Source organism: Microbacterium sp. 2FI (assembly GCF_005502885.1).
In the GTDB taxonomy this organism is placed as follows: Bacteria; Actinomycetota; Actinomycetes; order Actinomycetales; family Microbacteriaceae; genus Microbacterium.
In genome coordinates this window covers 15,619-38,617 of record NZ_SCMR01000023.1, presented here as the reverse complement: position 1 = coordinate 38,617, position 22,999 = coordinate 15,619, and the positions used below count along the sequence as shown (strand labels likewise).

At 68.9% G+C, this 22,999-nt stretch carries 21 protein-coding genes; 12 read left to right on the top strand and 9 right to left on the bottom strand.

What is annotated here, in order from left to right:
* Window positions 1-64 precede the first annotated feature (64 nt).
* Window positions 65-301: a hypothetical protein gene (locus FFS15_RS15695; protein ID WP_171013234.1), complete on the bottom strand. Its 237-nt coding sequence runs from the start codon at window positions 299-301 to the stop codon at window positions 65-67.
* A gap of 43 nt (window positions 302-344) precedes the next feature.
* Here FFS15_RS15695 and FFS15_RS15690 point away from each other — a divergent pair, with 43 nt between their 5' ends.
* From FFS15_RS15690 to FFS15_RS15640, 11 genes are all read left to right on the top strand, one after another.
* Complete coding sequence (locus tag FFS15_RS15690) at window positions 345-821, top strand: MarR family transcriptional regulator (protein WP_137845989.1); 477 nt, start codon at window positions 345-347, stop codon at window positions 819-821.
* 9 nt (window positions 822-830) lie between these two features.
* On the top strand, window positions 831-3,728 hold the full coding sequence (gene uvrA, locus FFS15_RS15685) for an excinuclease ABC subunit UvrA (protein ID WP_137845988.1): 2,898 nt from the start codon (window positions 831-833) through the stop codon (window positions 3,726-3,728).
* A 5-nt stretch (window positions 3,729-3,733) separates the two neighbouring features.
* On the top strand, window positions 3,734-5,638 hold the full coding sequence (gene uvrC, locus FFS15_RS15680) for an excinuclease ABC subunit UvrC (protein ID WP_137845987.1): 1,905 nt from the start codon (window positions 3,734-3,736) through the stop codon (window positions 5,636-5,638).
* Between the two features lie 22 nt (window positions 5,639-5,660).
* Entirely contained in the window at window positions 5,661-6,542 is an 882-nt protein-coding gene (gene rapZ, locus FFS15_RS15675; RefSeq protein WP_137845986.1) for an RNase adapter RapZ, read from the top strand.
* A gap of 57 nt (window positions 6,543-6,599) precedes the next feature.
* The gene (gene whiA, locus FFS15_RS15670; protein WP_137845985.1) at window positions 6,600-7,577 is read left to right on the top strand and encodes a DNA-binding protein WhiA; all 978 of its coding nucleotides are present in this window, start codon (window positions 6,600-6,602) and stop codon (window positions 7,575-7,577) included.
* A 131-nt stretch (window positions 7,578-7,708) separates the two neighbouring features.
* Window positions 7,709-8,335, top strand: a complete 627-nt coding sequence (locus FFS15_RS15665; protein WP_137845984.1) for a superoxide dismutase — start codon at window positions 7,709-7,711, stop codon at window positions 8,333-8,335.
* A 103-nt stretch (window positions 8,336-8,438) separates the two neighbouring features.
* Window positions 8,439-9,449 (top strand): type I glyceraldehyde-3-phosphate dehydrogenase, encoded by a 1,011-nt coding sequence (gap, locus tag FFS15_RS15660; RefSeq protein WP_137845983.1) that lies wholly within the window; start codon window positions 8,439-8,441, stop codon window positions 9,447-9,449.
* A 9-nt stretch (window positions 9,450-9,458) separates the two neighbouring features.
* Window positions 9,459-10,688, top strand: a complete 1,230-nt coding sequence (locus tag FFS15_RS15655) for a phosphoglycerate kinase (RefSeq protein ID WP_137845982.1) — start codon at window positions 9,459-9,461, stop codon at window positions 10,686-10,688.
* Complete coding sequence (gene tpiA, locus FFS15_RS15650) at window positions 10,676-11,467, top strand: triose-phosphate isomerase (RefSeq protein ID WP_137845981.1); 792 nt, start codon at window positions 10,676-10,678, stop codon at window positions 11,465-11,467. Before FFS15_RS15655 ends, tpiA begins: the two co-directional genes overlap by 13 nt.
* Window positions 11,468-11,539: 72 nt before the next feature.
* The gene (gene secG, locus FFS15_RS15645) at window positions 11,540-11,788 is read left to right on the top strand and encodes a preprotein translocase subunit SecG (protein ID WP_137845980.1); all 249 of its coding nucleotides are present in this window, start codon (window positions 11,540-11,542) and stop codon (window positions 11,786-11,788) included.
* The gene (locus FFS15_RS15640; protein ID WP_137845979.1) at window positions 11,788-12,144 is read left to right on the top strand and encodes an RNA polymerase-binding protein RbpA; all 357 of its coding nucleotides are present in this window, start codon (window positions 11,788-11,790) and stop codon (window positions 12,142-12,144) included. Before secG ends, FFS15_RS15640 begins: the two co-directional genes overlap by 1 nt.
* A gap of 41 nt (window positions 12,145-12,185) precedes the next feature.
* On the opposite strand, the gene pgl is transcribed toward FFS15_RS15640, so the two are convergent.
* The 6 genes from pgl to tkt are packed head-to-tail and all read right to left on the bottom strand — an operon-like array spanning window position 12,186 to window position 20,387.
* Entirely contained in the window at window positions 12,186-12,974 is a 789-nt protein-coding gene (pgl, locus tag FFS15_RS15635; protein WP_137845978.1) for a 6-phosphogluconolactonase, read from the bottom strand.
* Between the two features lie 9 nt (window positions 12,975-12,983).
* Window positions 12,984-13,946: a glucose-6-phosphate dehydrogenase assembly protein OpcA gene (locus FFS15_RS15630; RefSeq protein WP_137845977.1), complete on the bottom strand. Its 963-nt coding sequence runs from the start codon at window positions 13,944-13,946 to the stop codon at window positions 12,984-12,986.
* Window positions 13,943-15,493 (bottom strand): glucose-6-phosphate dehydrogenase, encoded by a 1,551-nt coding sequence (gene zwf / locus FFS15_RS15625; protein ID WP_137845976.1) that lies wholly within the window; start codon window positions 15,491-15,493, stop codon window positions 13,943-13,945. The genes FFS15_RS15630 and zwf overlap by 4 nt, the downstream gene beginning before the upstream one ends.
* Before the next feature lie 25 nt (window positions 15,494-15,518).
* Entirely contained in the window at window positions 15,519-17,141 is a 1,623-nt protein-coding gene (locus tag FFS15_RS15620) for a glucose-6-phosphate isomerase (RefSeq protein WP_137845975.1), read from the bottom strand.
* Complete coding sequence (gene tal / locus FFS15_RS15615) at window positions 17,138-18,262, bottom strand: transaldolase (RefSeq protein ID WP_137845974.1); 1,125 nt, start codon at window positions 18,260-18,262, stop codon at window positions 17,138-17,140. The genes FFS15_RS15620 and tal overlap by 4 nt, the downstream gene beginning before the upstream one ends.
* Window positions 18,263-18,281: 19 nt before the next feature.
* Window positions 18,282-20,387 (bottom strand): transketolase, encoded by a 2,106-nt coding sequence (gene tkt, locus FFS15_RS15610; protein ID WP_137845973.1) that lies wholly within the window; start codon window positions 20,385-20,387, stop codon window positions 18,282-18,284.
* A 316-nt stretch (window positions 20,388-20,703) separates the two neighbouring features.
* Here tkt and FFS15_RS15605 point away from each other — a divergent pair, with 316 nt between their 5' ends.
* A complete protein-coding gene (locus tag FFS15_RS15605; protein ID WP_137845972.1) occupies window positions 20,704-21,645 on the top strand; it encodes a heme o synthase in 942 nt (313 codons plus the stop codon).
* Here FFS15_RS15605 and FFS15_RS15600 read toward each other — a convergent pair.
* Together FFS15_RS15600 and FFS15_RS15595 are read right to left on the bottom strand one after the other, a co-directional pair.
* A complete protein-coding gene (locus tag FFS15_RS15600; RefSeq protein ID WP_137845971.1) occupies window positions 21,642-22,025 on the bottom strand; it encodes a dinucleotide-utilizing enzyme in 384 nt (127 codons plus the stop codon). The genes FFS15_RS15605 and FFS15_RS15600 overlap by 4 nt on opposite strands.
* An 84-nt stretch (window positions 22,026-22,109) precedes the next feature.
* On the bottom strand, window positions 22,110-22,979 hold the full coding sequence (locus FFS15_RS15595; protein WP_249354122.1) for a COX15/CtaA family protein: 870 nt from the start codon (window positions 22,977-22,979) through the stop codon (window positions 22,110-22,112).
* Window positions 22,980-22,999: the final 20 nt, after the last annotated feature.

Genomic DNA, 22,999 nt, shown 5'->3' with positions numbered 1-22,999 from the left:
CTCTGATCGCAGCGACCCCGGACGATATTCGTCCGGGGTCGCTGCGCGTGGTGGCGACGCCGCGTCAGGGGCAGTGCATGATCGGCTTGGGTCCGGAGCGATCGAATTCATGCGCGGTCATCGGCGCACCGCACAGCGGGCACGAGCGCTCGGCGCGCTCGGCGGCCGAGGGTGGGGGAGTCGACTCGTACGGCCCGACCGCGGCGGGTCCCGCCAGGCGGATGAGGTTCGCATTGAGGTAGGCGTACCAGCCGCCCGCCTCTTTCACGCGCTTGCGCAGCGGCATCCGATTCTCGGTCATGAAGATTAGTGTACTAATGATTAGTGGACGATAGGATGCCGTCATGACGGACGACCCGCTCGCGCTCGAGAATCAGCTCTGCTTCGCCGTGGTGACCGCGGCGCGAAATGTGGTGTCGGTGTACCGGCCGGTGCTCGAGCCGCTGGGACTCACGCATCCGCAGTACCTCGTGATGCTGGCGCTCTGGGAGCAGTCGCCGCGATCGCTCGGCGAGCTTGCGGGCGAGCTCGCGATGGAGCCCGCCACACTCTCGCCCCTGATCAAACGGCTCGAGACGCAGGGGCGCGTCCGCCGTTCGCGACGCAGCGACGACGAGCGTGTGCTCGACATCTCGCTGACCGACGAAGGACGAGCGCTGCGGGATGCCGCCCTCGACGTTCCGAGGCAGATCATGGAGCGGGTCGGCATGGACGTCGCCGAGGTCGTCCGGCTGCGCGATGCGCTGGCGCGTTTCGCGGGAGGCCGTTCCGGCGGCGGCGTCGAGTCCGGTGTCGGAGCCGGTGTCGGAGCCCCCGCCTAGACTTGTCGGGTGCCCATCGTCCCCGTCTCATCGCATGCCCACACGAGCGGAACACTGTCGGTTCGGGGTGCTCGCGTCCACAATCTGAAGAACGTGGATCTCGACATCCCGCGCGATTCCCTCGTCGTCTTCACGGGGCTCTCCGGCTCGGGCAAGTCCAGTCTCGCGTTCGACACGATCTTCGCCGAAGGCCAACGCCGCTACGTCGAATCGCTCAGCGCCTACGCCCGGCAGTTCCTCGGGCAGGTAGACCGTCCCGACGTCGACTTCATCGAAGGACTCAGCCCCGCGGTCTCGATCGACCAGAAGTCGACCAACCGCAACCCGCGCTCCACGGTCGGCACGATCACCGAGATCCACGACTACATGCGTCTGCTGTGGGCGCGCATCGGCGTGCCCCACTGCCCGGAGTGCGGCGAGGTCATCCAGCGCCAGACCGTGCAGCAGATCGCCGACCAGCTGATGGAGCTGCCCGAGCGCACGCGGTACCAGATCGTCGCGCCTGTCGTCACGCAGAAGAAGGGCGAGTTCGTCGACCTCTTCAAAGAGCTCTCGGCCAAGGGCTACGCGCGCGCCGTCGTCGACGGCGACCTCATTCAGCTGGCAGAGCCGCCGGTGCTCAAGAAGAGCTACAAGCACGACATCGCCGTCGTCGTCGACCGCCTTGTGGCCAGCTCCGACATCCTCAGCCGCGTCACCGACTCGGTCGAGACGGCGCTCGGGCTCGCGGGCGGCATCGTGCAGGTCAACTTCGTCGATGAAGAGGGGGATGCCGCATGGCAGTCCTTCTCCGAGAAGCTCGCGTGCCCGAACGGCCACCCGCTGCACCTGACCGAGATCGAGCCGCGAACGTTCTCGTTCAATGCGCCCTTCGGCGCGTGCCCCACATGCTCGGGCCTCGGCACGCGCATGTCGGTCGACGTCGAGCTCATGCTCGGCGACGACGAGCTGTCGATCCGCGAAGGCGTCCTCATTCCGTGGACCACGCAGGGCAAGGGGCTCTTCCAGTACTACGAGCGGCTCCTCGAGGGGCTCGCCGCCGACCTCAACTTCTCGCTCGACACCCCGTGGCGCGACCTTCGGGTCGATGTGCAGGACGCAGTGCTGCGCGGCGAGAACTACAAGGTGACGGTCAAGTGGAAGAACCGCTACGGCCGTGAGATGCGATACTCGTCGGGCTTCGAGGGCGTCGTGCCCTACATCGAGCGCCAATACATCCAGGCCGACTCCGACGCGCAACGCCAGCGCTGGTCCGAGTACCTGCGCGAGGTGCCGTGCTCGGCGTGCGACGGCGCACGCCTCAAGCCCGAGGTTCTCGCCGTCCTCGTCCACGGCCACTCGATCGCCGACGCCTCGCGCCTGAGCCTCGCCGACGCGCACGAGTACTTCGCGACGCTCGAACTCACCGAGCGCGAGGCGAAGATCGCCGCGCAGGTGCTGCGCGAGATCCGTGCACGCTTGAACTTCCTGCTGCAGGTCGGCCTCAACTACCTGAGCCTCAGTCGGTCGGCAGGCTCGCTGTCGGGCGGCGAGGCCCAGCGCATCCGCCTCGCGACGCAGATCGGGTCGGGCCTGACCGGCGTGCTGTACGTGCTCGACGAGCCGTCGATCGGGCTTCATCAGCGCGACAACCGGCGCCTCATCGAGACGCTCGTCACGCTGCGTGACCTCGGCAACACCCTGATCGTCGTCGAGCACGACGAAGAGACCATCCATGCCGCCGACTGGATCGTCGACATCGGCCCGCGCGCGGGCGTCGACGGCGGCAACGTCGTGCACTCCGGTCCTCTCGCCGAGCTCCTCGCCGAGAGCGGATCCATCACGGGCGACTACCTCGCCGGGCGCCGTGCGATCCCGACCCCCGCCAAGCGTCGGCGCATCGACCGGAAGCGCCTCATCACCGTCGTCGGGGCGCGCGAGAACAACCTGCGCAACGTCACGGCCGAGTTCCCGATCGGCGTGCTCACCGCGGTCACCGGCGTGAGCGGGTCGGGCAAGTCGTCGCTCGTGAACGGCATCCTCTACGAGGTGCTCGCCAACCGCCTCAACGGTGCGCGACGCGTCGCGGGCAAGCACACGCGCGTGACCGGGACCGACGACCTCGACAAGGTCGTCCACGTCGACCAGGCACCGATCGGCCGCACACCGCGATCGAACCCCGCCACGTACACGGGCGTCTTCGACCGGGTGCGGACGCTCTTCAGCGAAACCCCCGAGGCGAAGGCGCGCGGCTATCAGCCCGGCCGGTTCAGCTTCAACGTCAAGGGCGGCCGCTGCGAAGCGTGCTCCGGCGACGGCACGATCAAGATCGAGATGAACTTCCTGCCCGATGTCTACGTCGACTGCGAGGTGTGCCACGGCAAACGCTACAACCGCGACACGCTGTCGGTGCACTACAAGGGCAAGAACATCGCCGAGGTGCTCGAGATGCCGATCGCCGAGGCGGCCGAGTTCTTCGAGCCGATCCAGGCGATCCACCGGTACCTGAAGACTCTCGTCGACGTCGGCCTCGGCTACGTGCGACTCGGCCAGTCGGCGACGACGCTCTCGGGCGGTGAGGCGCAGCGCGTCAAGCTCGCGACCGAGCTCCAGCGCCGCAGCAACGGCCGCAGCGTCTACGTGCTCGATGAGCCGACGACAGGTCTGCACTTCGAAGACGTCGCGCGCCTCCTCGAGGTGCTGAACAGCCTCGTCGAGAAGGGCAACACGGTCATCGTCATCGAGCACAACCTCGACGTCATCAAGTCGGCGGACTGGATCATCGACCTCGGCCCCGAGGGCGGCTCCGGCGGCGGCGAGATCGTCGCCACCGGCACTCCCGAGGTCGTCGCCCGCGCCGAGGGCAGCCACACCGGCATGTTCCTCGCGGAGGTGCTGGCGACGCCCGCAGTCCGCAAAGCGGGCTGACAGGCATGGCCGACCAGCTCGCGTACAAGCCGCGGCCGGGCGAGATCCCCACGAACCCCGGCGTCTACAGATTCCGTGATCGTGACGGTCGCGTGCTCTACGTCGGAAAGGCGAAGAACCTCCGCTCGCGGCTGTCGAACTACTTCGCGCCCCTCCACACCCTTCATGAGCGCACGCGGCGGATGGTGCTCACCGCGGCGTCCGTCGAATGGACCGTCGTCGCCAGCGACGTCGACTCGCTCCAGCTCGAGTACATGTGGATCAAGGAGTTCGATCCGCCCTTCAACGTCCGCTACAAGGACGACAAGTCGTACCCGTTCCTCGCTGTGACCCTCGCCGACGAGGCGCCGCGCGTGATCGTCACGCGCAACCGGCGGATCCCGGGCGCGAAGTACTTCGGGCCCTACCCGAAGGTCTGGGCCGTGCACGACACGATCGACCTCATGATCAAGGTCTTCCCGATCCGCACGTGCAGCGACGCGTCGTATCGCAAGGCGATGGCGACCGGACGCCCGTGCTTCCCAGGCCAGATCGGCCGGTGCGGCGGTCCGTGCTCGATGAAGGTCTCGATCGAGGACCATCGGGCGATCGTCGACGACTTCGTCGCGTTCCTCTCGGGCGGCGACCAACGATTCACGAAGACGCTCACCGCCCGCATGCGCGAAGCGTCTGCGGCGATGGACTACGAGGCAGCCGCGGGCTTCCGTGACAAGCTGCAGGCGATCGATGCGGTGCTCAGCAAGAGCGCGCTCGTCCTCGCCGCCGACACCGACGCCGACCTCTTCGGCATCGCAGAGGACGAGCTGGCCGCCACGGTGCAGCACTTCGTGATCCGCGGCGGTCGCGTGCGCGGTGTTCGGGCGACGACGATCGAGAAGGAGCTCGACATCACGGGCGGCGACCTGGTCGACCAGGTGCTGCAGCGCACGTACGGCAACGCCGCACCCGCAGATATCCCCAAGCAGGTCCTCGTTCCGGTCATGCCCGACGACGCCGCCGAACTCGAGGCGTGGCTGCGCGATCGCCGCGGCCGCGGGGTCACGATCCAGATCGCCCAGCGAGGCCGCAAGGCCGACCTCATGCGCACCGCCAGCCTCAACGCCCAGCAGGCGCTCGTGCTGCACAAGACGAGGCGGACGAGCGATTACGTAGCACGCACACAGGCGCTCACCGACCTGCAGGACGCGCTGGGTCTTCTCGAAGCTCCGCTGCGCATCGAGTGCTTCGACGTGTCTCACCTCTCAGGCACCAACGTCGTGGCATCCATGGTCGTGTTCGAGGACGGGCTGCCGCGCAAGGACCAGTACCGCTCGTTCGGCGTGGCCGAGACCACCGACGACACCGACTCGCTCCACCAGGTGCTCCTCCGCCGGCTCGCGTACCTCGATCGGCCCGAGGAGGTCGAGGCGGATGCCGAGCCCGACGTGACCGCCGACGGCGAGGTCGTCGTCACAGCCCGGCGCCGACCGCGCTTCGCGTACCGTCCGCAGCTGCTCGTCGTCGACGGCGGCAAGCCGCAGGTCGAGGCTGCCGCCCGGGCGCTGCGCGATGCCGGCCACGAGGAGATCGCACTGTGCGGCATCGCGAAGCGACTCGAGGAGGTGTGGATGCCGGGGGAGGAGTATCCCGTCATCCTTCCCCGCACGTCCGAGGCTCTGTATCTGCTGCAGCGGCTCCGCGACGAAGCGCATCGGTTCGCCATCACCCACCAGCGACGTCGACGCAAGCGCGACATCCAGTCGGTGCTCGCCGAGATTCCCGGTCTCGGCGACGCGAGGATCAAGGCGCTGCTGCGCCACTTCGGCTCGGTGGCAGGGCTCAAGCGTGCGACGCCGGACGAGATCGCCGAGCTCCCCGGCGTCGGCCCCAAGCTCGCAGCCGCGATCCACGCGCATCTGTCGGATGGGTAGGCTGAACCCGACGGGGGTGGTCATGAACGACGCGGAGCGCCGAGAAGCCGGCGAAGTGCTGATCGTCACGGGGATGTCGGGCGCCGGGCGGTCGACGGCGGCGAACGCGCTCGAAGACCTCGACTGGTACGTCGTCGACAACCTCCCGCCGCAGATGCTGCGGCCGCTGCTCGACCTCACCGAGCTCGCGGGGGAGTCCCTCCCCAAGGTCGCGGTCGTCGTCGATGTGCGCGGACGCGATCTGTTCGCAGACCTGCCCGAGGCGATGCGTGCCCTTCGCGAGCGCCGTCAGATCCGCCTGCTGTTCCTCGACGCCTCCGACGAGGTGCTCGTCCGCCGGTTCGAGGCGGTCCGTCGCCCGCACCCGCTGCAGGGCGACGGCACGATCCTCGACGGCATCCGTCGAGAGCGCGACCGCCTCGCCGCCGTGCGCGAGAGCGCCGACCTCATCATCGACACGTCGTCGCACAACATCCACCAGCTCGCGACGCAGGTGGCGGAGCTCTTCCGCGACGAGGGCGCTGCCCGTCATCTGCTCACGATCATGAGCTTCGGGTTCAAGTACGGGCTGCCGCCCGACGCCGACCTCGTGGCAGACATGCGATTCCTGCCGAACCCGTTCTGGAACGAGGACCTGCGCGCATTGACCGGTGAGGACGAGGGCGTCCGCGACTACGTTCTCGCCCAGGCCGGGGCGCTCGAATTCATCGACGCGTACGCCGCGGCGATGCTCCCCGTGATCGCCGGATACCAGCGAGAGAACAAGCGGCACTCGGTGATCGCGATCGGCTGCACCGGCGGCAAGCACCGCTCGGTGGTGATGGCGCGTGAGCTCGCGACGCGCCTGGCCGACGCACCGGGGATCGCGGTGCGGGTGAAGGATCGCGACCTGGGCCGCGAGTGACGCGCCTGCGCGAGTAGGCTTGACCCTCGTTCCCCACCCCACACCGCGAGGAGACCCGTGTCGCTGACCGCCGACGTGAAGGCCGAGCTCATCACTGTGCGCGACCCCCGCCCGACCGCTCGTGTGGCCGAGCTCACCTCGCTCCTGCGGTTCTCCGGCGGGCTTCACTCGATCGCGAACCGGGTGGCCGTCGAGGCCGAGCTCGACTCCGATGTGCTGGGCCGACGCGTCGCCCGCGACCTCGTCGAGCTGTACGGCGTGAGGCCCGAGCTGGTCCACGTCCAGGGCTCGGGCACCCGCAGCGGCAGCCACTACGCCGTGCGCGTGATCGAGGGCGGCGAGACCCTCGCGCGACAGACCGGTCTGCTCGACCAGCGCCGTCGGCCGGTGCGCGGCCTCCCCAACAAGCTCACGACCGGCTCCCGCGGCGATCTCGCCGCGATCTGGCGCGGCGCGTTCCTCGCCGCCGGGTCCCTGAGCGAGCCGGGTCGCTCCGCGGCGCTCGAGATCACCTGCCCGGCCCCCGAGGCCGCGATGGCGCTCGTCGGCGCGGCGCATCGCCTCGGCATCCCGGCCAAAGCCCGCGAAGTGCGCGGCGTGCCCCGCGTCGTCGTGCGCGAGGGTGAGGCGATCCGCGCGGCACTGTCGGCGATGGGCGCCGAGCGCGCCGCCGCCGAATGGGACCAGATGCGCCAGCGCCGTGAGGTGCGCGCCGGCGTCAACCGCCTCGTGAACTTCGACGACGCGAACCTCCGCCGGTCGGCGCAGGCCGCAGTCGCCGCGTGCGCCCGCGTCGAGCGCGCCCTCGAGATCCTCGGCGACGAGGTGCCCGACCATCTTCGTGAGGCCGGCGATCTGCGCCTCGCGCACCGCGATGCGAGCCTCGACGAACTCGGCCACCATGCCGACCCGCCGCTGACCAAGGATGCCGTCGCCGGTCGCATCCGTCGCCTCCTCGCGATGGCCGACAAGAAGGCCGAGACCGACGGCATCCCCGGCACCGAGTCGGCCGTGCCCGCAGGCCTCGAAGACTGAGTTTCCGCGCCTTTACGGCACGTCACAGAGGGAAGCAACCCCCGCCGCGCGGTGTTGCCCCTCAGTAGGATGAACGCGTCACCCTCGCAGTGCCGGGATCCACGGCGCTGCGCCGACTGGAAGAAGAGAACATGGCGAAGTACACCTTGCCCGACCTCCCCTACGACTACGCAGCGCTCGCACCGAGCATCAGCGCGACGATCATGGAGCTGCATCACAGCAAGCACCACAATGCGTACGTGACGGGTGCGAACACCGCTCTCGAGCAGCTCGCCGAAGCGCGCGACTCGGGCAATCTCGCGAACATCAACAAGCTCGAGAAGGATCTCGCCTTCAATCTCGGCGGGCACACCAACCACTCGATCTTCTGGACGAACCTCTCTCCCAACGGCGGCGACAAGCCGACGGGCGACCTCGAGTCGGCGATCGATGACCACTTCGGGTCGTTCGACAAGTTCCAGGCCCACTTCACCGCCGCTGCGCTCGGCGTGCAGGGTTCGGGCTGGGCGGGACTGTTCTGGGACTCGATCGGCGAGAACCTGATCATCCAGCAGTTCTTCGACCAGCAGTCCTCGTTCGCGGCGGGCTCCGTGCCGCTGCTGCTGCTGGACGTGTGGGAGCACGCGTACTACCTCGACTACAAGAACGTGCGCGCCGACTACGTCAAGGCGTTCTGGAACATCGCCGACTGGCAGAACGTGCAGGACCGCTTCACGGTGGCCCGCGAGAAGACCTCGGGCCTGCTGGTACTGTCATAGCAAGCGTGGGCGTCCCGGCGGGCAGCCCCGCCGGGACGCCGTTGTCCACCGTCTGAACGCACAAACCGCGCACTCGCGCACGACACTTCTCAGGAGAAATTCCGTGGCTGTCAAGATCGGAATCAACGGCTTCGGCCGCATCGGACGCAACTACCTTCGCGCGGCTCTCGCGCAGGGGGCAGACCTGGAGATCGTGGCGGTGAACGACCTCACCGACAACAAGTCCCTCGCGCACCTCCTCAAGTACGACTCCGTCGGCGGCGTTCTCGCCGAGGACGTCTCGTACGACGAGGACTCCATCACCGTCGGCGGCAAGACCATCAAGGTCTTCGAAGAGCGCGACCCCGCGAACCTCCCCTGGGGCGAGCTCGGCGTCGACATCGTCATCGAGTCGACCGGCCGCTTCACCAAGGCCGAAGACGCGAAGAAGCACGTCCAGGGCGGCGCCAAGAAGGTGCTCATCTCCGCTCCCGCCACCGGCGACGACGTCACGATCGTCATGGGCGTCAACGAGGGCGACTACAACCCCGAGACCGACGTCATCATCTCCAACGCGTCGTGCACCACGAACTGCCTCGCGCCCCTCGCGAAGGTCTTCAACGACGCGTTCGGCATCGAGCGCGGCTTCATGATGACCGCGCACGCCTACACGGCCGACCAGAACCTGCAGGACGGCCCGCACAGCGACCTGCGTCGTGCGCGTGGCGCAGCGATCAACATCGTCCCCGCCTCGACCGGTGCCGCGAAGGCCATCGGCCACGTGCTGCCCGAGCTCAACGGCAAGCTGAGCGGCTCGTCGTACCGCGTGCCGGTGCCCACCGGCTCGATCGTCGACCTCACGATCGTCACGCCGACCGACGGCCTCACCGCCGACCAGATCAACGCCGTCTACAAGACCGCTGCCGCCGAGGGCCGTCTCGCCGGCTTCCTGCAGTACACCGAGGACCCGATCGTCTCCAGCGACATCCAGGGCAACCCGCACTCGTCGATCTTCGACGCGGAGCTGACCAACGTCAGCGGCAACCTGGTGAAGGTCTCGGCGTGGTACGACAACGAGTGGGGCTACTCCAACCGTCTCGTCGACCTGACCGAGTACGTCGCCGAGCGCCTCTAAGCGATCGCCATGACCCTGCGCACCCTCGATTCGCTCGTGGAGTCGGTGGGCACGCTCGCAGGCACGCGTGTCATCGTCCGTTGCGATCTCAACGTCCCTCTGAAGGACGGCGTGATCACGGACGATGGCCGCGTGCGCGCGTCGCTGCCCACGCTCAACGCCCTCATCAACCAGGGCGCCCGACTCGTCGTCTGCTCGCACCTGGGCCGCCCCGACGGGGCCCCCGACGAGAAGTACAGCCTCGCCCCGGTCGCCCAGCGACTGTCGGAGCTGCTCGGCAAGCCCGTCGCGTTCGCTCGCGACACGGTGGGCGAGTCCGCGCACGAGGCTGTCGCCGCCCTCGAGGACGGCGACGTCGCGGTGATCGAGAATCTGCGCTTCAACGCCGGCGAGACCGCGAAGGACGACGCCACGCGTCGTGCCTTCGCGGAGCAGCTCGCGGAACTCGGAGATGCGCTGGTGTCGGACGGCTTCGGCGTCGTGCACCGCAAGCAGGCGAGCGTCTACGACCTCGCCGAGATTCTGCCGTCGGCGGCCGGGCTGCTGATCGCGGCCGAGCTCGATGTGCTCGACCGCCTCACCGAGAACCCCGAGCGCCCGTACACGGTCGTGCTCGGCGGTTCGAAGGTGAGTGACAAGCTGGGCGTCATCTCGCACCTGCTGCCCCGCGTCGACCGCATCCTCGTGGGCGGCGGCATGCTGTTCACGTTCCTGGCAGCGCAGGGTCACAAGGTCGCCTCCAGCCTGCTCGAGGCCGACCAGCTCGACACTGTGCGCGACTACATGCGCACGGCGGAGGCGACAGGCGTCGAGATCGTGCTCCCGACAGACGTCGTCGTGGCGTCGAAGTTCGGTGCGGATGCCGAGCACGTCGTCACGCGCGCCGACGGCATCGAAGACACGCCGTTCGGCGCATCGGGCCTTGGCCTCGACATCGGGCCCGACACGGCCGCGACCTTCGCCGAGGCGATCCGCAGCAGCCGTACCGTCTTCTGGAACGGACCGATGGGCGTCTTCGAGCTCGCGCCTTTCGCGTCCGGGACGAAGGCGGTCGCGAAGGCACTCACCGAGGTCGACGGCCTCTCGGTCGTAGGCGGCGGAGACTCCGCTGCCGCCGTGCGCCAGCTCGGCTTCGCGGACGACGAATTCGGACACATCTCGACGGGCGGCGGCGCGAGCCTCGAGTTCCTCGAGGGCAAGAAGCTTCCCGGACTGGAGGTCCTCGGATGGTCGCTGTGACCAGAACACCGCTCATCGCAGGCAACTGGAAGATGAACCTCGACCACCTGCAGGCGGTCGCGTTCGTCCAGAAGCTGCACTGGACGCTCAAAGACGCCAAGCACGAAGACGGATCGGTCGAGGTCGCGGTCTTCCCGCCCTTCACCGACCTGCGCACCGTGCAGACGCTCCTCGACGCCGACAAGATCCCGTTCGCCCTCGGCGCGCAGGACATCTCCGCGCACGACTCGGGCGCGTACACCGGTGAGATCTCGGGGGCTTTTCTCGCGAAGCTCGCCAACCGCTACGTGATCATCGGGCACTCCGAGCGTCGGCAGTACCACGCCGAGACCGACGAGGTCGTGGGATCGAAGGTGCAGGCCGCCCTCCGGCACGGCCTGGTTCCCGTGATCTGCGTCGGCGAGACCGCGGAGGACCTCGAGAAGTTCGGGGCGAGCGCGGTGCCGGTCAGCCAGCTGTCGGTGGCCCTGGAGAGCGTGGCGGCGGATGCCGACATCGTCGTCGCCTATGAGCCGGTGTGGGCGATCGGATCGGGCCAGGCGGCGACGCCCGAGCAGGCCCAGGACGTCTGCGCGAAGCTCCGCGTCGTCATCGCCGACAAGCTCGGTGAGGATGCCGCTGCCCGCACGCGCGTGCTGTACGGCGGCTCCGTGAAGTCGTCGAACATCGCCAGCTACATGCGCGAGCCCGATGTCGACGGTGCGCTGGTCGGCGGTGCGAGCCTCGTCGTGGACGAGTTCGCGGCGATCATCCGCTACCAGAAGCACGTCGGCGTATAGTCCGGCCGGCGCCACCGTATACTTGACCCTTGTGCGATCAGCGAATGATCGCAGCGAAAGGCTTCAACGACTGTGCAGATCCTCGAGTTCGTCCTCCAGGTGCTCCTCGGCATCACGAGTCTCCTGCTGACCCTCCTCATCCTGCTCCACAAGGGTCGCGGTGGTGGGCTGTCCGACATGTTCGGCGGCGGCATGACCTCGGCGCTGGGATCCTCCGGCCTCGCTGAGCGCAACCTGAACCGCTTCACGGTGGTGCTGGCGCTCGCCTGGTTCGTCTCGATCGTGGCCCTCGGCCTGATCACGAAGTTCCAGGCCATCTGATGGCGACCGGGGGGAATGCGATCCGCGGGACGCGCGTCGGCGCCGGTCCCATGGGCGAGCAGGACCACGGCTTCCACGCGGATCGCGTCGCGATCTCGTACTGGGACGCTCTCGGCAACGAGACGGTCCGGTACTTCGCCGCCGGGATCCCCGAGGAGGAGATCCCCGACACGATCGACTCGCCGCACTCCGGGCTTCCCGCAGGTCGCGACAAGGAGAACCCTCCGGCTGTCGCCAAGACCGAGCCGTACAAGACGCACCTCGCTTACGTGAAGGAGCGCCGCACCGAGGAAGAGGCCGACGCCCTTCTCGACGACGCCCTCAAGCAGCTTCGCGACCGCCGCGGTCAGGACTGAGGTCGAACGGCCGCGAGATCCCTGCGTCTCTCGGCCCGGCCTCAGTACTCTCGGTCGATGAGTTCCGGCGGTACTTTCGCCGCCGCCGCCTCGTCGACGAAGAACACGGTGCGCTTGCGCCCCTTGGCGCCGGCGGCGGGTACGCTCGCGTAGCTCGCTCCCGCGAGGGCGAGGCCCAGCGCTGAGGCCTTGTCGGCGCCGGTGAGCACCATCCAGACGCGCTTGGAGCTGTTGATGACGGGCCTCGTCAGGCTGACGCGCTCGGGCGGCGGCTTGGGGGAGTCGCGCACCGCGACGACCGCCTGATCCGTGATCTGGATCTCGGGACGGTCGGGGAAGAGCGAGGCGATGTGGCCATCGGGCCCGACGCCGAGGAAGCAGACGTCGAACGACGGCCACGCCCCTTCCGCTCCGGCGAATCGCGCCAGGTCTGCGGCGTACGCGGCAGCGGCTGCGTCGAGATCGACACCCTCGTCCGATGTCGCGGCGGCATGGATGTTCTCGGGCGGAAGGCCGATCTCCACGAGAGCGTCCAGCAGCGCGGCACGGGACTGCTTCTCGTTGCGGTCGGCGTCGCCGCGAGCGACGAAGCGCTCGTCACCCCACCAGAAGTGCACGCGCGTCCAGTCGATGCGGTTGATCCGTTCGTTCCGCGACGCTGCGGCGAGGACGGCCGAGCCCATCGATCCACCGGTCAGGGCGATGTGTGCGGACTTGCCCTCATCGACGCGTTTGGCGACGCGGCTGAGGAATCGTGCGGCGACGGATTCGGCCAGCGCCGCCGGGTCGGATCCGATGACGACACGCTTCTCGGCCCATTCCTCAACCATGCGACGCACTCATTCCGATTCCCGCGTCTCCTTCGTCGCCGGCCGGTGCAGCAGCTCCCAGCCCTCGGTGATGACACGACCATACAGGACGTCGGGATCCAGGCGCCGGAGCTCCTCGGCCAGGCACTCGCGGAGCGTGCGACGCGGGAACGCGAGGTCATGGATCGGCTGCCCGGGCTGTGTGAGGATCGCGACGTCCGAGTTCGGACGCTCGAGCACGACCTCGCCGCTGGGGCGGACGAGCGTGACCGACTTGATGCCGTGCGGCCACTCCGCGGAGTCGAGATAGGCCCAGTCGACCGGCACATCCAGGGTGAGCCGCAGCCATGCGGCCAGCAGCGCCGTGGACGGCGAGTCGGCCGCGCCGCGGACGCGAACACCGGTCACCGCCTCATACGGCGGCTGGTCGAGGATCGCGGCAAGCTGCTCGCGCCAGCGCGTCAGACGCGTCCAGGCGAGATCGGTGTCTCCCGGCGCGTACTTCGAGCCGAGATCGGCGACCCAGGCGGCCGGGTCGGTCTTCGTCGCGGCATCCGTGATCCGACGCTGTGCGATCTTGCCGATCGAAGTCTTCGACGGGTTGTCGGGCGTCCGATTGGGCCACCACACCACGACCGGGGCGTCGGGAAGGAGGAGACCGGTGACGAGCGACTCGAGGTTCGAGTTGCCCGCCTCGCCGGCGATCCGGAGCGTGATGACCTCGCTCGCGCCGGCGTCTCCGCCGACGCGGATCTGCGCGTCCAGACGCGACTCGGCGTCCTGGTCGTTGCCGATCAGCAGCACGATGACCCGCATGGGGTGCTCGCGCGATGCGTCGTTGGCGGCCTCGATGACCTCCTCCATCGCACCTTCACGGGTGAGGATGATGAGCGTCAGCACGCGTCCGAGGGCGACTGCACCGCCCTCTTCGCGCACGTTGACGAGCGCGCGCGAGATCTTGCTGACGGTGGTGTCGGGCAGGTCGACGATCACGGGCGCCTCCAGGTACGGCCGTCGCGGGAGAGCATCTCATCCGCGGATGCCGGGCCCCACGACCCGGGCGAATACTGTTCGAGCGGACCGCCTTGCGCCGTCCAGAACTCCTCGATCGGGTCGAGGATCTTCCACGAGAGCTCGACCTCCTCGTGACGGGGGAACAGCGGCGGATCGCCGAGGAGCACGTCGAGGATGAGGCGCTCGTAGGCCTCGGGGCTCGCCTCGGTGAAGGCGTGGCCGTAGCCGAAGTCCATCGTGACGTCGCGCACCTGTGCTCCTGCGCCCGGGACCTTCGAGCCGAAGCGGATCGTGACACCTTCGTCGGGCTGCACCCGGATGACGAGAGCGTTCTGCCCCTGACCGGACGTCTGATTGCGCGAGAACAGCTGCTCGGGCGCGCGCTTGAAGACGACCGCGATCTCGGTGACGCGGCGGCCCAGGCGCTTGCCGGTGCGGAGGTAGAACGGCACACCGGCCCAGCGGCGCGTGTTCACTTCGAGGGTGATCGCCGCATACGTCTCGGTGGTCGAATGCGGGTTCATCCCGTCTTCCTCGAGGAAGCCGAGCACCTTCTCGCCGCCCTGCCAGCCGCCCGCGTACTGGCCGCGGGCGGTCGAGCGGGCGAGGTCCTTCGGAAGGGTGACGGCTGCGAGCACCTTCTCCTTCTCGGCGCGGAGGTTCTTCGCGTCGAACGAGATCGGCTCCTCCATGGCGGTGAGGGCCATGAGCTGCAGCAGGTGGTTCTGGATGACGTCGCGCGCCGCGCCGATGCCGTCGTAGTAACCGGCACGGCCGCCGACGCCGATGTCCTCGGCCATCGTGATCTGCACGTGGTCGACGTAGTTGCTGTTCCAGATCGGCTCGTACAGCTCGTTCGCGAAGCGCAGGGCCAGGATGTTCTGGACCGTCTCCTTGCCGAGGTAGTGGTCGATGCGGAAGATCGAGTCCGTCGGGAAGGCAGTGCGAAGCGCGTCGTTGAGCGACTGCGCCGAGGCGAGGTCGTGGCCGAAGGGCTTCTCGATGACGACGCGGCGCCAGCGGTCAGGCTGATCGGCGGTGTCGTCGACGAGCCCGGACGCCTTCAGCTGCTCGGCGACGAGGGGGAAGTCCTTCGGCGGGATCGACAGGTAGTAGGCGTGGTTGCCCATCGTGCCGCGCTCGACGTCGAGCTTCTCGACCGTGTCGCGCAGACGCGCGAACGCCTCGGGATCGCCGAACTCGCCCGAGACGAATCGGATTCCCTGCAGCAGCTGCTGCCAGGTCTCGTCACGGAACTCGGTGCGGGCGTGCTGCCGGACGGCGTCGTGCACGACCTCCGCGAAGTCCTGGTCCTCCCAGTCGCGGCGCGCGAACCCGACCAGGGCGAACCCGGGCGGCAGCAGTCCGCGGTTGGCGAGGTCGTAGACCGCGGGCATGAGCTTCTTGCGGGAAAGGTCTCCGGTGACACCGAAGATGACGAGCGCGCTGGGGCCGGCGATGCGGTTCAGACGGCCGTCTTCGGGGTCGCGCAGCGGATTGCGGCCGCGCGAGATCTCGACAGTCATGGGGGCGGGGGCTCCTACCGGGCTGCTATTGGGCTGCTTCGAAGAGCGAGAGCACTTCGATCTGGGGGTCGGTCAGCGTGAGAGTCACCACGGGGCGGCCGTGGCCGTCGGCGAGCACGCCGGCGTCGCCCGCGGCCTGAGCCTGGATGAGCTGGCCGAACGTGAACGGACGCCCGGGAATCTCGAGATCGACGTCGGTCTGCTCGAGGATCTGCAGGAACACGCCGGTCGCGGGACCGCCCTTGTGGTACTGCCCGGTGGAGTGGAGGAACCGCGGGCCCCAGCCGAACGTCGTCGGCTTTCCGGAGTCTGCGGCGACGAGTTCGCGCAGGCCCTGCAGCTGCGGCAGCGCGAGGCGGTTCACATACGCCTGGATGGCGACGTACCCGCCATCCGGCACCTGAGCCCACAGCGCGTCGAGGACACCGGCGACGGTTCCGGACGCCGCGAGCGCCGGGTCGGAGACGCGCACCTCGACGCCCTCGACGATGAAGGCCGGCGGCGCCTGCTCGGGGCGGGCGTCGAGCAGTCCTCGAGCGGCGATCTTGGCGGACTCGACGTCGGGCTGGTCGAAGGGGTTGATGCCCAGCATCCGTCCCGCGATCGCCGTCGCGTACTCCCACACGACGAACTGCGCGCCGAGCGAACCGCTCACGAGCACCTCGCCGTGGTGGTGCTCGAACAGGTGGAATCGCTTCGCCTCGTCGACCAGGCGCACGATCTGCACGTCGGTCGCGCCCGATTCGACCTCGGGCGAGACGGGGAGAAGGACGACGGGCAGGATGCCGGTGCCTTCCTTTCCGGTCGACTCGGCCACCAGCTGCTCGATCCAGTCGGGCAGGCCCACGATGTGGGTGCCGTCGGTGACGAGACCGAGCTTGTCGCGTCGGGGCTCGCCCCCGGCGATCGCCGCCGCCAGCACGAGGGCGGGGTTGTCGGGGCTGTCGATCGCGACCTCGAGGAGCGTCGCCTCGGCCTCGTCGAGGATCTCGGCGATATCGACGCCGGCGAGACCCGTCGGCACCAGGCCGAACGCCGTGAGCGCCGAGTAGCGGCCGCCGACGGTCGGATCGGCGTTGAAGACGGTGTAGCCGTCGGCGCGAGCGGCCTGATCGAGCGGTGAACCGGGGTCGGTGACGACGACGATGCGCTCGAGCGGATCGATGCCGAGGTCGCGGAAGGCGGCCTCGAACGCGCGCTTGGCCGAGTCCGTCTCGACGGTCGAGCCGGACTTCGACGAGACGACGAGCACGGTCTTGGCGAGATCGCCGGCCTGGGCGTCGCCGTCGAGAGCCGCGAGCACCTGACCGGGAGCGGTCGAGTCGAGGATCACGAGCGGCACGCCGGCGGTCTGCGCGATGACCTCGGGTGCCAGCGACGAACCGCCCATGCCGGCGAGCACGACGCGGGTGACGCCCTGGGCGACGAGCGTCTGGCGCAGCGCGACGATCTCGGGCACGAGGGGTCGCGAGACGCTGACGGCCTCGACCCAGCCGAGTCGGTTCGACGACTCGTCTTCTGCGTCGGGACCCCAGAGCGTCGCGTCGCCGGCGGTGATGCCGCTGGCGACGAGGCTGGCGACGAGACCCGGAAGCGTGGCGTCGACGACCGACTTGACGTGGCCGCTCAGGTGGATGTCGAAGCTCATCGTGCGACCTGTGCGGCCGCGCTCTCGAGCGCGGCCTTGACCGTCGCCTGCAGATCGTGCCACGAGGCGATGAACTTCTCGACGCCTTCGTCCTCGAGGACCTGGGTGACGTCGGCGAAGTCGACGCCGACGGCGGCGAGGTCCGCGAAGACATTGTGGGCGGACTGGTAGGTCCCCGTGACGGTGTCGCCGGCGATCACGCCGTGGTCGAAGGTCGCCTCGAGCGTCTTCTCGGGCATCGTGTTGACCGTTCCGGGGGCGACGAGCTCGGTGACGTAGAGGGTGTCGGGCAGCGCCGGGTCCTTGACGCCGGTCGAAGCCCACAGCGGACGCTGCGCATTGGCGCCGGCATCCGTCAGCGCCTTCGCCCGGTCGGTGGCGAACTCCTTCTCGAACAGCTCGTACGCGAGGCGCGCGTTCGCGACGCCGGCGAGCGACTTCAGGCCGATCGCCTCGTCGGTGCCGATCGCGGAGAGGCGCTTGTCGACCTCGCTGTCCACGCGCGACACGAAGAACGACGCGACCGAGTGGATCGCGGAGATGTCGTGACCGGCATCCTTCGCCTTTTCGATGCCCGAGAGGTACGCGTCGATGACCTCGGCATAGCGCTCGAGGCTGAAGATGAGCGTCACGTTGACCGAGATGCCCTCGGCGAGGACCGCGGTGATGGCGGGGAGGCCGGCCTTGGTCGCGGGGATCTTGATGTGCACGTTCGGACGCGCGACCGTGGCCCACAGCTCCTTGGCCTGCGCGATCGTCGCCTCGGTGTCGTGGGCGAGGTCGGGGGAGACCTCGATCGACACGCGGCCGTCCACGCCGTGCGTGGCGTCGTAGACGGGGCGGAAGATGTCGGCGGCATCGCGCACATCGTCGGTCGTCGCGGCGAAGATCGCCTCATCGACGGTGGCACCGGATGCCGCGAGCTCGCCGATCTGGGCGGCGTACGAGTGCCCGCCGCCGCCGATCGCGCCCTGGAAGATGGTCGGGTTCGTCGTCACGCCGCTCACGGTGCGGGACGTGATGAGCTCGGTGAGGTTGCCCGACGTGATCCGCTCGCGCGAAAGGTCGTCGAGCCAGATGCTCACGCCCTGGGCGGCGAGCTGTTCGGTGGGGGTGCTCATGCTGCGTTCTCTACTTTCTCTACACCGCCGCGTGCGCGGCGGCGACAGTCTCGCGTGCCGCCTCGACGACGGCGTCGGCGGTGATGCCGAACTTCTGGAACAGGGTCTTGTAGTCGGCGGAGGCGCCGAAGTGGTCGATCGCGACCGAGCGACCGGCGTCGCCGACGATGCCGCGCCACGTGAGCGCGGAGCCGGCTTCGACCGAGACACGTGCCTTGACGGCCTTCGGCAGCACCGACTCGCGGTACGCCTCGTCCTGCTCGGCGAACCACTCGAGCGACGGGGCCGAGACCACGCGGGCATTGATGCCCTCGGCGGCGAGCGTCTCGCGGGCGGCGACGGCCAGCTGCACCTCGGAGCCGGTGGCGATGAGGATCACATCCGGGGTCCCGTTCGGCGCCTCGGCGAGCACGTACGCGCCCTTGGCGACGCCTGCGGTCGAGGCGAACGTGTCGCCTTCGGCGTCGCCTTCGCCGCGCGGGAACACCGGGATGTTCTGGCGGGTCAGCGCGATGCCGGCGGGGCCGCCCTGGCGGCGGAGGATCTCGAGCCATGCGGCCGAGGTCTCGTTCGCGTCGGCCGGACGCACGACGGCGAAGTTGGGGATCGCTCGGAGCGTCGCGAGCTGCTCGACCGGCTGGTGCGTCGGGCCGTCCTCGCCGAGGGCGACGGAGTCGTGAGTCCACACGAAGATCGACGGGATGTCCATGAGCGCTGCCAGGCGCACCGAGGGGCGCATGTAGTCGCTGAAGATCAGGAACGTGCCGCCGAACGGGCGGGTGGGGCCATGCAGGCGGATGCCGTTGACGATCGCGCCCATCGCGTGCTCGCGGATGCCGAAGTGGAGGACGCGCCCGTAGGGGTCGCCCGACCACTCGTGCGTCGACCATTCCGCCGGGATGAAGGACTTCGCGTCCTTGATGGTCGTGAGGTTCGACTCGGCGAGGTCGGCCGAGCCGCCCCACAGCTCCGGCAGCTCGGCGGCCAGCGCGTTGATGACGTTCCCCGACGCGGCACGGGTCGAGACCTCTTTACCGGCCTCGAAGACCGGGAGCGCGTCGGCGATGTCGGCGGGCAGTTCACCGGCGAGGAGACGCTCGAGCAGGCCCTTGCGCTCGGGATTCGCTTCTGCCCACGCGTCGAACGAGACCTGCCACGCGGCGCGGTCCTCGGCGGCGCGGTCCTTCAGCGACCGGGTGTGGGCGATGACGTCGTCGGCGACGGCGAAGGTCTCGGCGGGGTCGAAGCCCAGCACCTCCTTCGTGGCGGCGAGCTCGTCGGCGCCGAGCGCCGAGCCGTGGATCTTGCCGGTGTTCTGCTTGCCGGGCGACGGCCAGCCGATGATCGTGCGCAGCACGATGAGCGACGGCTTGGCCGTCTCGCCCTTCGCGGCCTCGATCGCCGTGTAGAGCTCGGCGACGTCTTCGACGTACTCGCCGGACTTCTTCCAGTCGACGACCTGCACGTGCCAGCCGTACGCCTCGTAGCGCGCCGCGACGTCTTCGGTGAACGCGACGTTCGTGTCGTCCTCGATCGAGATCTGGTTCGAGTCGTAGATCGCGATGAGGTTGCCCAGCTGCTGGTGCCCCGCGAGCGACGACGCCTCGCTGGTCACACCCTCCTGAAGGTCGCCGTCGCCGGCGATCGCGTACACGAAGTGGTCGAACGGCGACGTTCCGGCGGCGGCCTCGGGGTCGAACAGGCCGCGCTCGTAGCGGGCGGCGTAGGCGAAGCCGACAGCCGACGAGAGGCCCTGGCCGAGCGGGCCGGTCGTGATCTCGACACCGGCGGTGTGGCCGTACTCGGGGTGGCCGGGCGTCTTCGAGCCCCACGTGCGCAGCGCCTTGAGGTCGTCGAGCTCGAGCCCGAAGCCGCCGAGGTACAGCTGCACGTACTGCGTGAGTGAGGAATGGCCCGCCGAGAGGATGAACCGGTCGCGGCCGAGCCAGTCGGTGTCGGCCGGGTCGTGGCGCAGCACGCGCTGGTACAGCAGGTACGCGGCGGGAGCGAGGCTCATCGCGGTGCCGGGGTGGCCGTTGCCCACCTTCTCGACGGCATCCGCTGCCAGCACGCGTGCGGTATCCACCGCGCGCCGATCAATCTCATCCCAACGCAGTTCCGACACCGGCAGCCTTTCTCGAAGGTGGTGCGCCCAGAATCCGGCCGGTCCGCGGCCCTTGTCCGGAGGAGAAAGGGGGAGTCGGCGCGAGGCGCGCGTGTGGTCTCAGCATAGCGAAGGGGCATGCCGCCCCGGCCATGTGGACCGCTGTGTGACAGAGTCTTGCGAACCCGCAGACGGCTTCCGTGTCATCGCCGTGTCGTCGGCATCACGTTCTGCTCACGGCGGCGAGGGGTCGATTGTGAGGCGCCTCGCCGGGGCCTGGCCCGCGGCGCCGATGCCATAGACTTGACGAGTTCTGCAGGCGGCGATTGCGGGGGCGATGGACATCACGACGACGGTCGGGCCTGCGGCATCCGCTCGCACCGCTCCGACTGCGCCCCGCAGCTTCGGGCGCACGGTGCGCGCCTACATCGCACTCACCAAGCCCCGCGTGCTCGAGCTGCTGCTGGTCACGACGGTGCCGGTGATGATCCTCGCCGAGGGCGGGTTCCCGAGCATCTGGCTCGTGCTGGCGACCGTCATCGGCGGCTCGCTGAGCGCCGGGTCGGCTGCGGCTTTCAACATGTACCTCGACCGCGACATCGATGCGCACATGCAGCGGACGATCAACCGTCCGCTCGTGACGGGCGAGGTGTCGCCGCGCGGCGCGCTCATCTTCGCGTGGACCCTCGCTGTCGTCTCCACGGTGTGGCTCTGGTTCACGACGAACTGGCTGGCGGCCGTGCTCTCGGCCGGGGCCATCTTCTTCTACGTCGTGATCTACACGATGATCCTCAAGCGCCGCACCGAGCAGAACATCGTGTGGGGCGGCATCGCCGGCTGCTTCCCGGTCGTCATCGGCTGGACCGCCGTGACCGGCTCGCTCGCCTGGCCGCCGGTGATCCTGTTCGCGCTCGTGTTCCTGTGGACGCCGCCGCACTACTGGCCGCTGTCGATGAAGTACAAGGAGCAGTACGAAGAGGTCCACGTGCCGATGCTCGGCGCGACCCGCAACGGCTCGCAGGTGGGCCTCCAGGTCATCCTCTACGCGTGGGCGACCGTGGCCTGCTCGCTCCTGCTGATCCCCGTCGCGGGGATGGGCCTGGTGTACACCGTCTCGGCGCTCGTCTTCGGCGGCTGGTTCATCTACGAGTCGCACCGCCTCTACAACCGCGCCGTGCGCGGGACAGAGCCGCGACCGATGCGTGTGTTCCACGCATCGATCACGTATCTGACTCTGCTGTTCGTCGCGATCGCGATCGACCCGCTGCTGCCGTTCTAGCGAGCGGGAGTCGGCTCGTCCTCGGCGACCGTCTCGGCCTCGACGTCGGTGGCGTCGTCCGCGAGCGTGTCTGACTCGTCATCCCAGTCGATCGGCTCGACGACCTCGACCGGCGGGTGCGGGCGGAGCGTTGCGACCGAAGCGACGGTCAGGGCGAGCAGGATGCCGACGATGCCGGCGCCCACGAGCACCGCGCCGAAGACCGCCTGCGACTGGCCGACATAGACCTCGACACCGGTGGCGGTGCCGTCGGTGAGGGTCGTGGTCATCGTGGCGAGCGTCTCGCTGAGGCTCATCGCCCCGTAGCCGGCCGTGGCGATCGAGCCGGCGACGAGGCCCCAGAACGGGATGCTGCGGACAAGACGGGGACGCGTGGTCATGGAATCACTCCTCGGTGGCGCGGCCCGGGCGGCCGCGGCATCCGCCACGCTTCCATCCGCGTTCGTGCGAACGCGATGCAGTCCCTATGAGTCGGCTGTGTGCGCCGGCGCGGCCGCGGGCGCCTTCAGATTCATCACGACGGCGGTCATCGCGGCGACGAGCATGACGGCGAGCACCATGTGGATGTTCACCAGCACGATCGGCAGTCCGGTGCGCGCCTGCCACAGGCCGACCACGATCTGCAGGGCCTCGACGGCAAGCAGCAGACCGGTCCAGAGAGTGAGCCGCAGCACCGGGGGAGTGCGCCGCGAACCGGCGACGAGGACGAGCGTCAGTGCCAGCGTGATGTAGGCGGGCCACGAGTGCACGTGCTGCATGAACTCGGGGTTCAGGCCGTTGCGGGCGGCGCCGCCGTCGCCGGCGTGCGGGCCGGAGCCGGTGACCAGGATGCCGACCACCACCGTCACGAGCACGAAGACGCTCGTGACGTGGGTGGTGACGGCGTACCAGCGCGGCACCGCGAGGACGCGCGGCCCGGGCGTCGCGTAAACGCGGACGACCAGCACGGCCGACAGTGCGACGAGAAGCACCGACGCGAAGTAGTGGAGTCCGACGACGTAGGGATTGAGGTTCGTCAGCACCGTGATGCCGCCGATGATCGCCTGGAGGGGCACATAGAGCCCGATCGAAAGCGCGAGCCAGAAGAGGTCGCGGCGCTCACGGCGCATGCGGACGACGAAGAGGAACATGAGGATCGCGACGATCACGAGCACGAACGTCAGCATCCGATTGCCGAATTCGATCACCCCGTGGATGCCCATCTCGGGGGTGTTCACGAGCGAGTCGGCCGTGCACTGCGGCCATGTCGGGCAGCCGAGGCCCGATCCGGTGAGGCGGACGAGCCCACCGGTCCCGACGATGCCGATCTGCACCACGAGCGTCGCCCAGGCCATCCAGACCACGCGGCGGTCGA

What these genes read in the sequence shown, in the direction of transcription:
- uvrC (WP_137845987.1), top strand. Translation starts at nt 3,734, where the DNA reads ATGGCCGACCAGCTCGCGTACAAGCCGCGGCCGGGCGAGATCCCCACG.
- zwf (WP_137845976.1), bottom strand. Translation starts at nt 15,493, where the DNA reads ATGACTGTCGAGATCTCGCGCGGCCGCAATCCGCTGCGCGACCCCGAA.
- tpiA (WP_137845981.1), top strand. Translation starts at nt 10,676, where the DNA reads ATGGTCGCTGTGACCAGAACACCGCTCATCGCAGGCAACTGGAAGATG.
- FFS15_RS15690 (WP_137845989.1), top strand. Translation starts at nt 345, where the DNA reads ATGACGGACGACCCGCTCGCGCTCGAGAATCAGCTCTGCTTCGCCGTG.
- FFS15_RS15640 (WP_137845979.1), top strand. Translation starts at nt 11,788, where the DNA reads ATGGCGACCGGGGGGAATGCGATCCGCGGGACGCGCGTCGGCGCCGGT.
- FFS15_RS15595 (WP_249354122.1), bottom strand. Translation starts at nt 22,979, where the DNA reads ATGGCCTGGGCGACGCTCGTGGTGCAGATCGGCATCGTCGGGACCGGT.
- FFS15_RS15665 (WP_137845984.1), top strand. Translation starts at nt 7,709, where the DNA reads ATGGCGAAGTACACCTTGCCCGACCTCCCCTACGACTACGCAGCGCTC.
- pgl (WP_137845978.1), bottom strand. Translation starts at nt 12,974, where the DNA reads ATGGTTGAGGAATGGGCCGAGAAGCGTGTCGTCATCGGATCCGACCCG.
- FFS15_RS15600 (WP_137845971.1), bottom strand. Translation starts at nt 22,025, where the DNA reads ATGACCACGCGTCCCCGTCTTGTCCGCAGCATCCCGTTCTGGGGCCTC.
- FFS15_RS15695 (WP_171013234.1), bottom strand. Translation starts at nt 301, where the DNA reads ATGACCGAGAATCGGATGCCGCTGCGCAAGCGCGTGAAAGAGGCGGGC.
- FFS15_RS15655 (WP_137845982.1), top strand. Translation starts at nt 9,459, where the DNA reads ATGACCCTGCGCACCCTCGATTCGCTCGTGGAGTCGGTGGGCACGCTC.
- rapZ (WP_137845986.1), top strand. Translation starts at nt 5,661, where the DNA reads ATGAACGACGCGGAGCGCCGAGAAGCCGGCGAAGTGCTGATCGTCACG.
- tal (WP_137845974.1), bottom strand. Translation starts at nt 18,262, where the DNA reads ATGAGCACCCCCACCGAACAGCTCGCCGCCCAGGGCGTGAGCATCTGG.
- FFS15_RS15605 (WP_137845972.1), top strand. Translation starts at nt 20,704, where the DNA reads ATGGACATCACGACGACGGTCGGGCCTGCGGCATCCGCTCGCACCGCT.
- FFS15_RS15620 (WP_137845975.1), bottom strand. Translation starts at nt 17,141, where the DNA reads ATGAGCTTCGACATCCACCTGAGCGGCCACGTCAAGTCGGTCGTCGAC.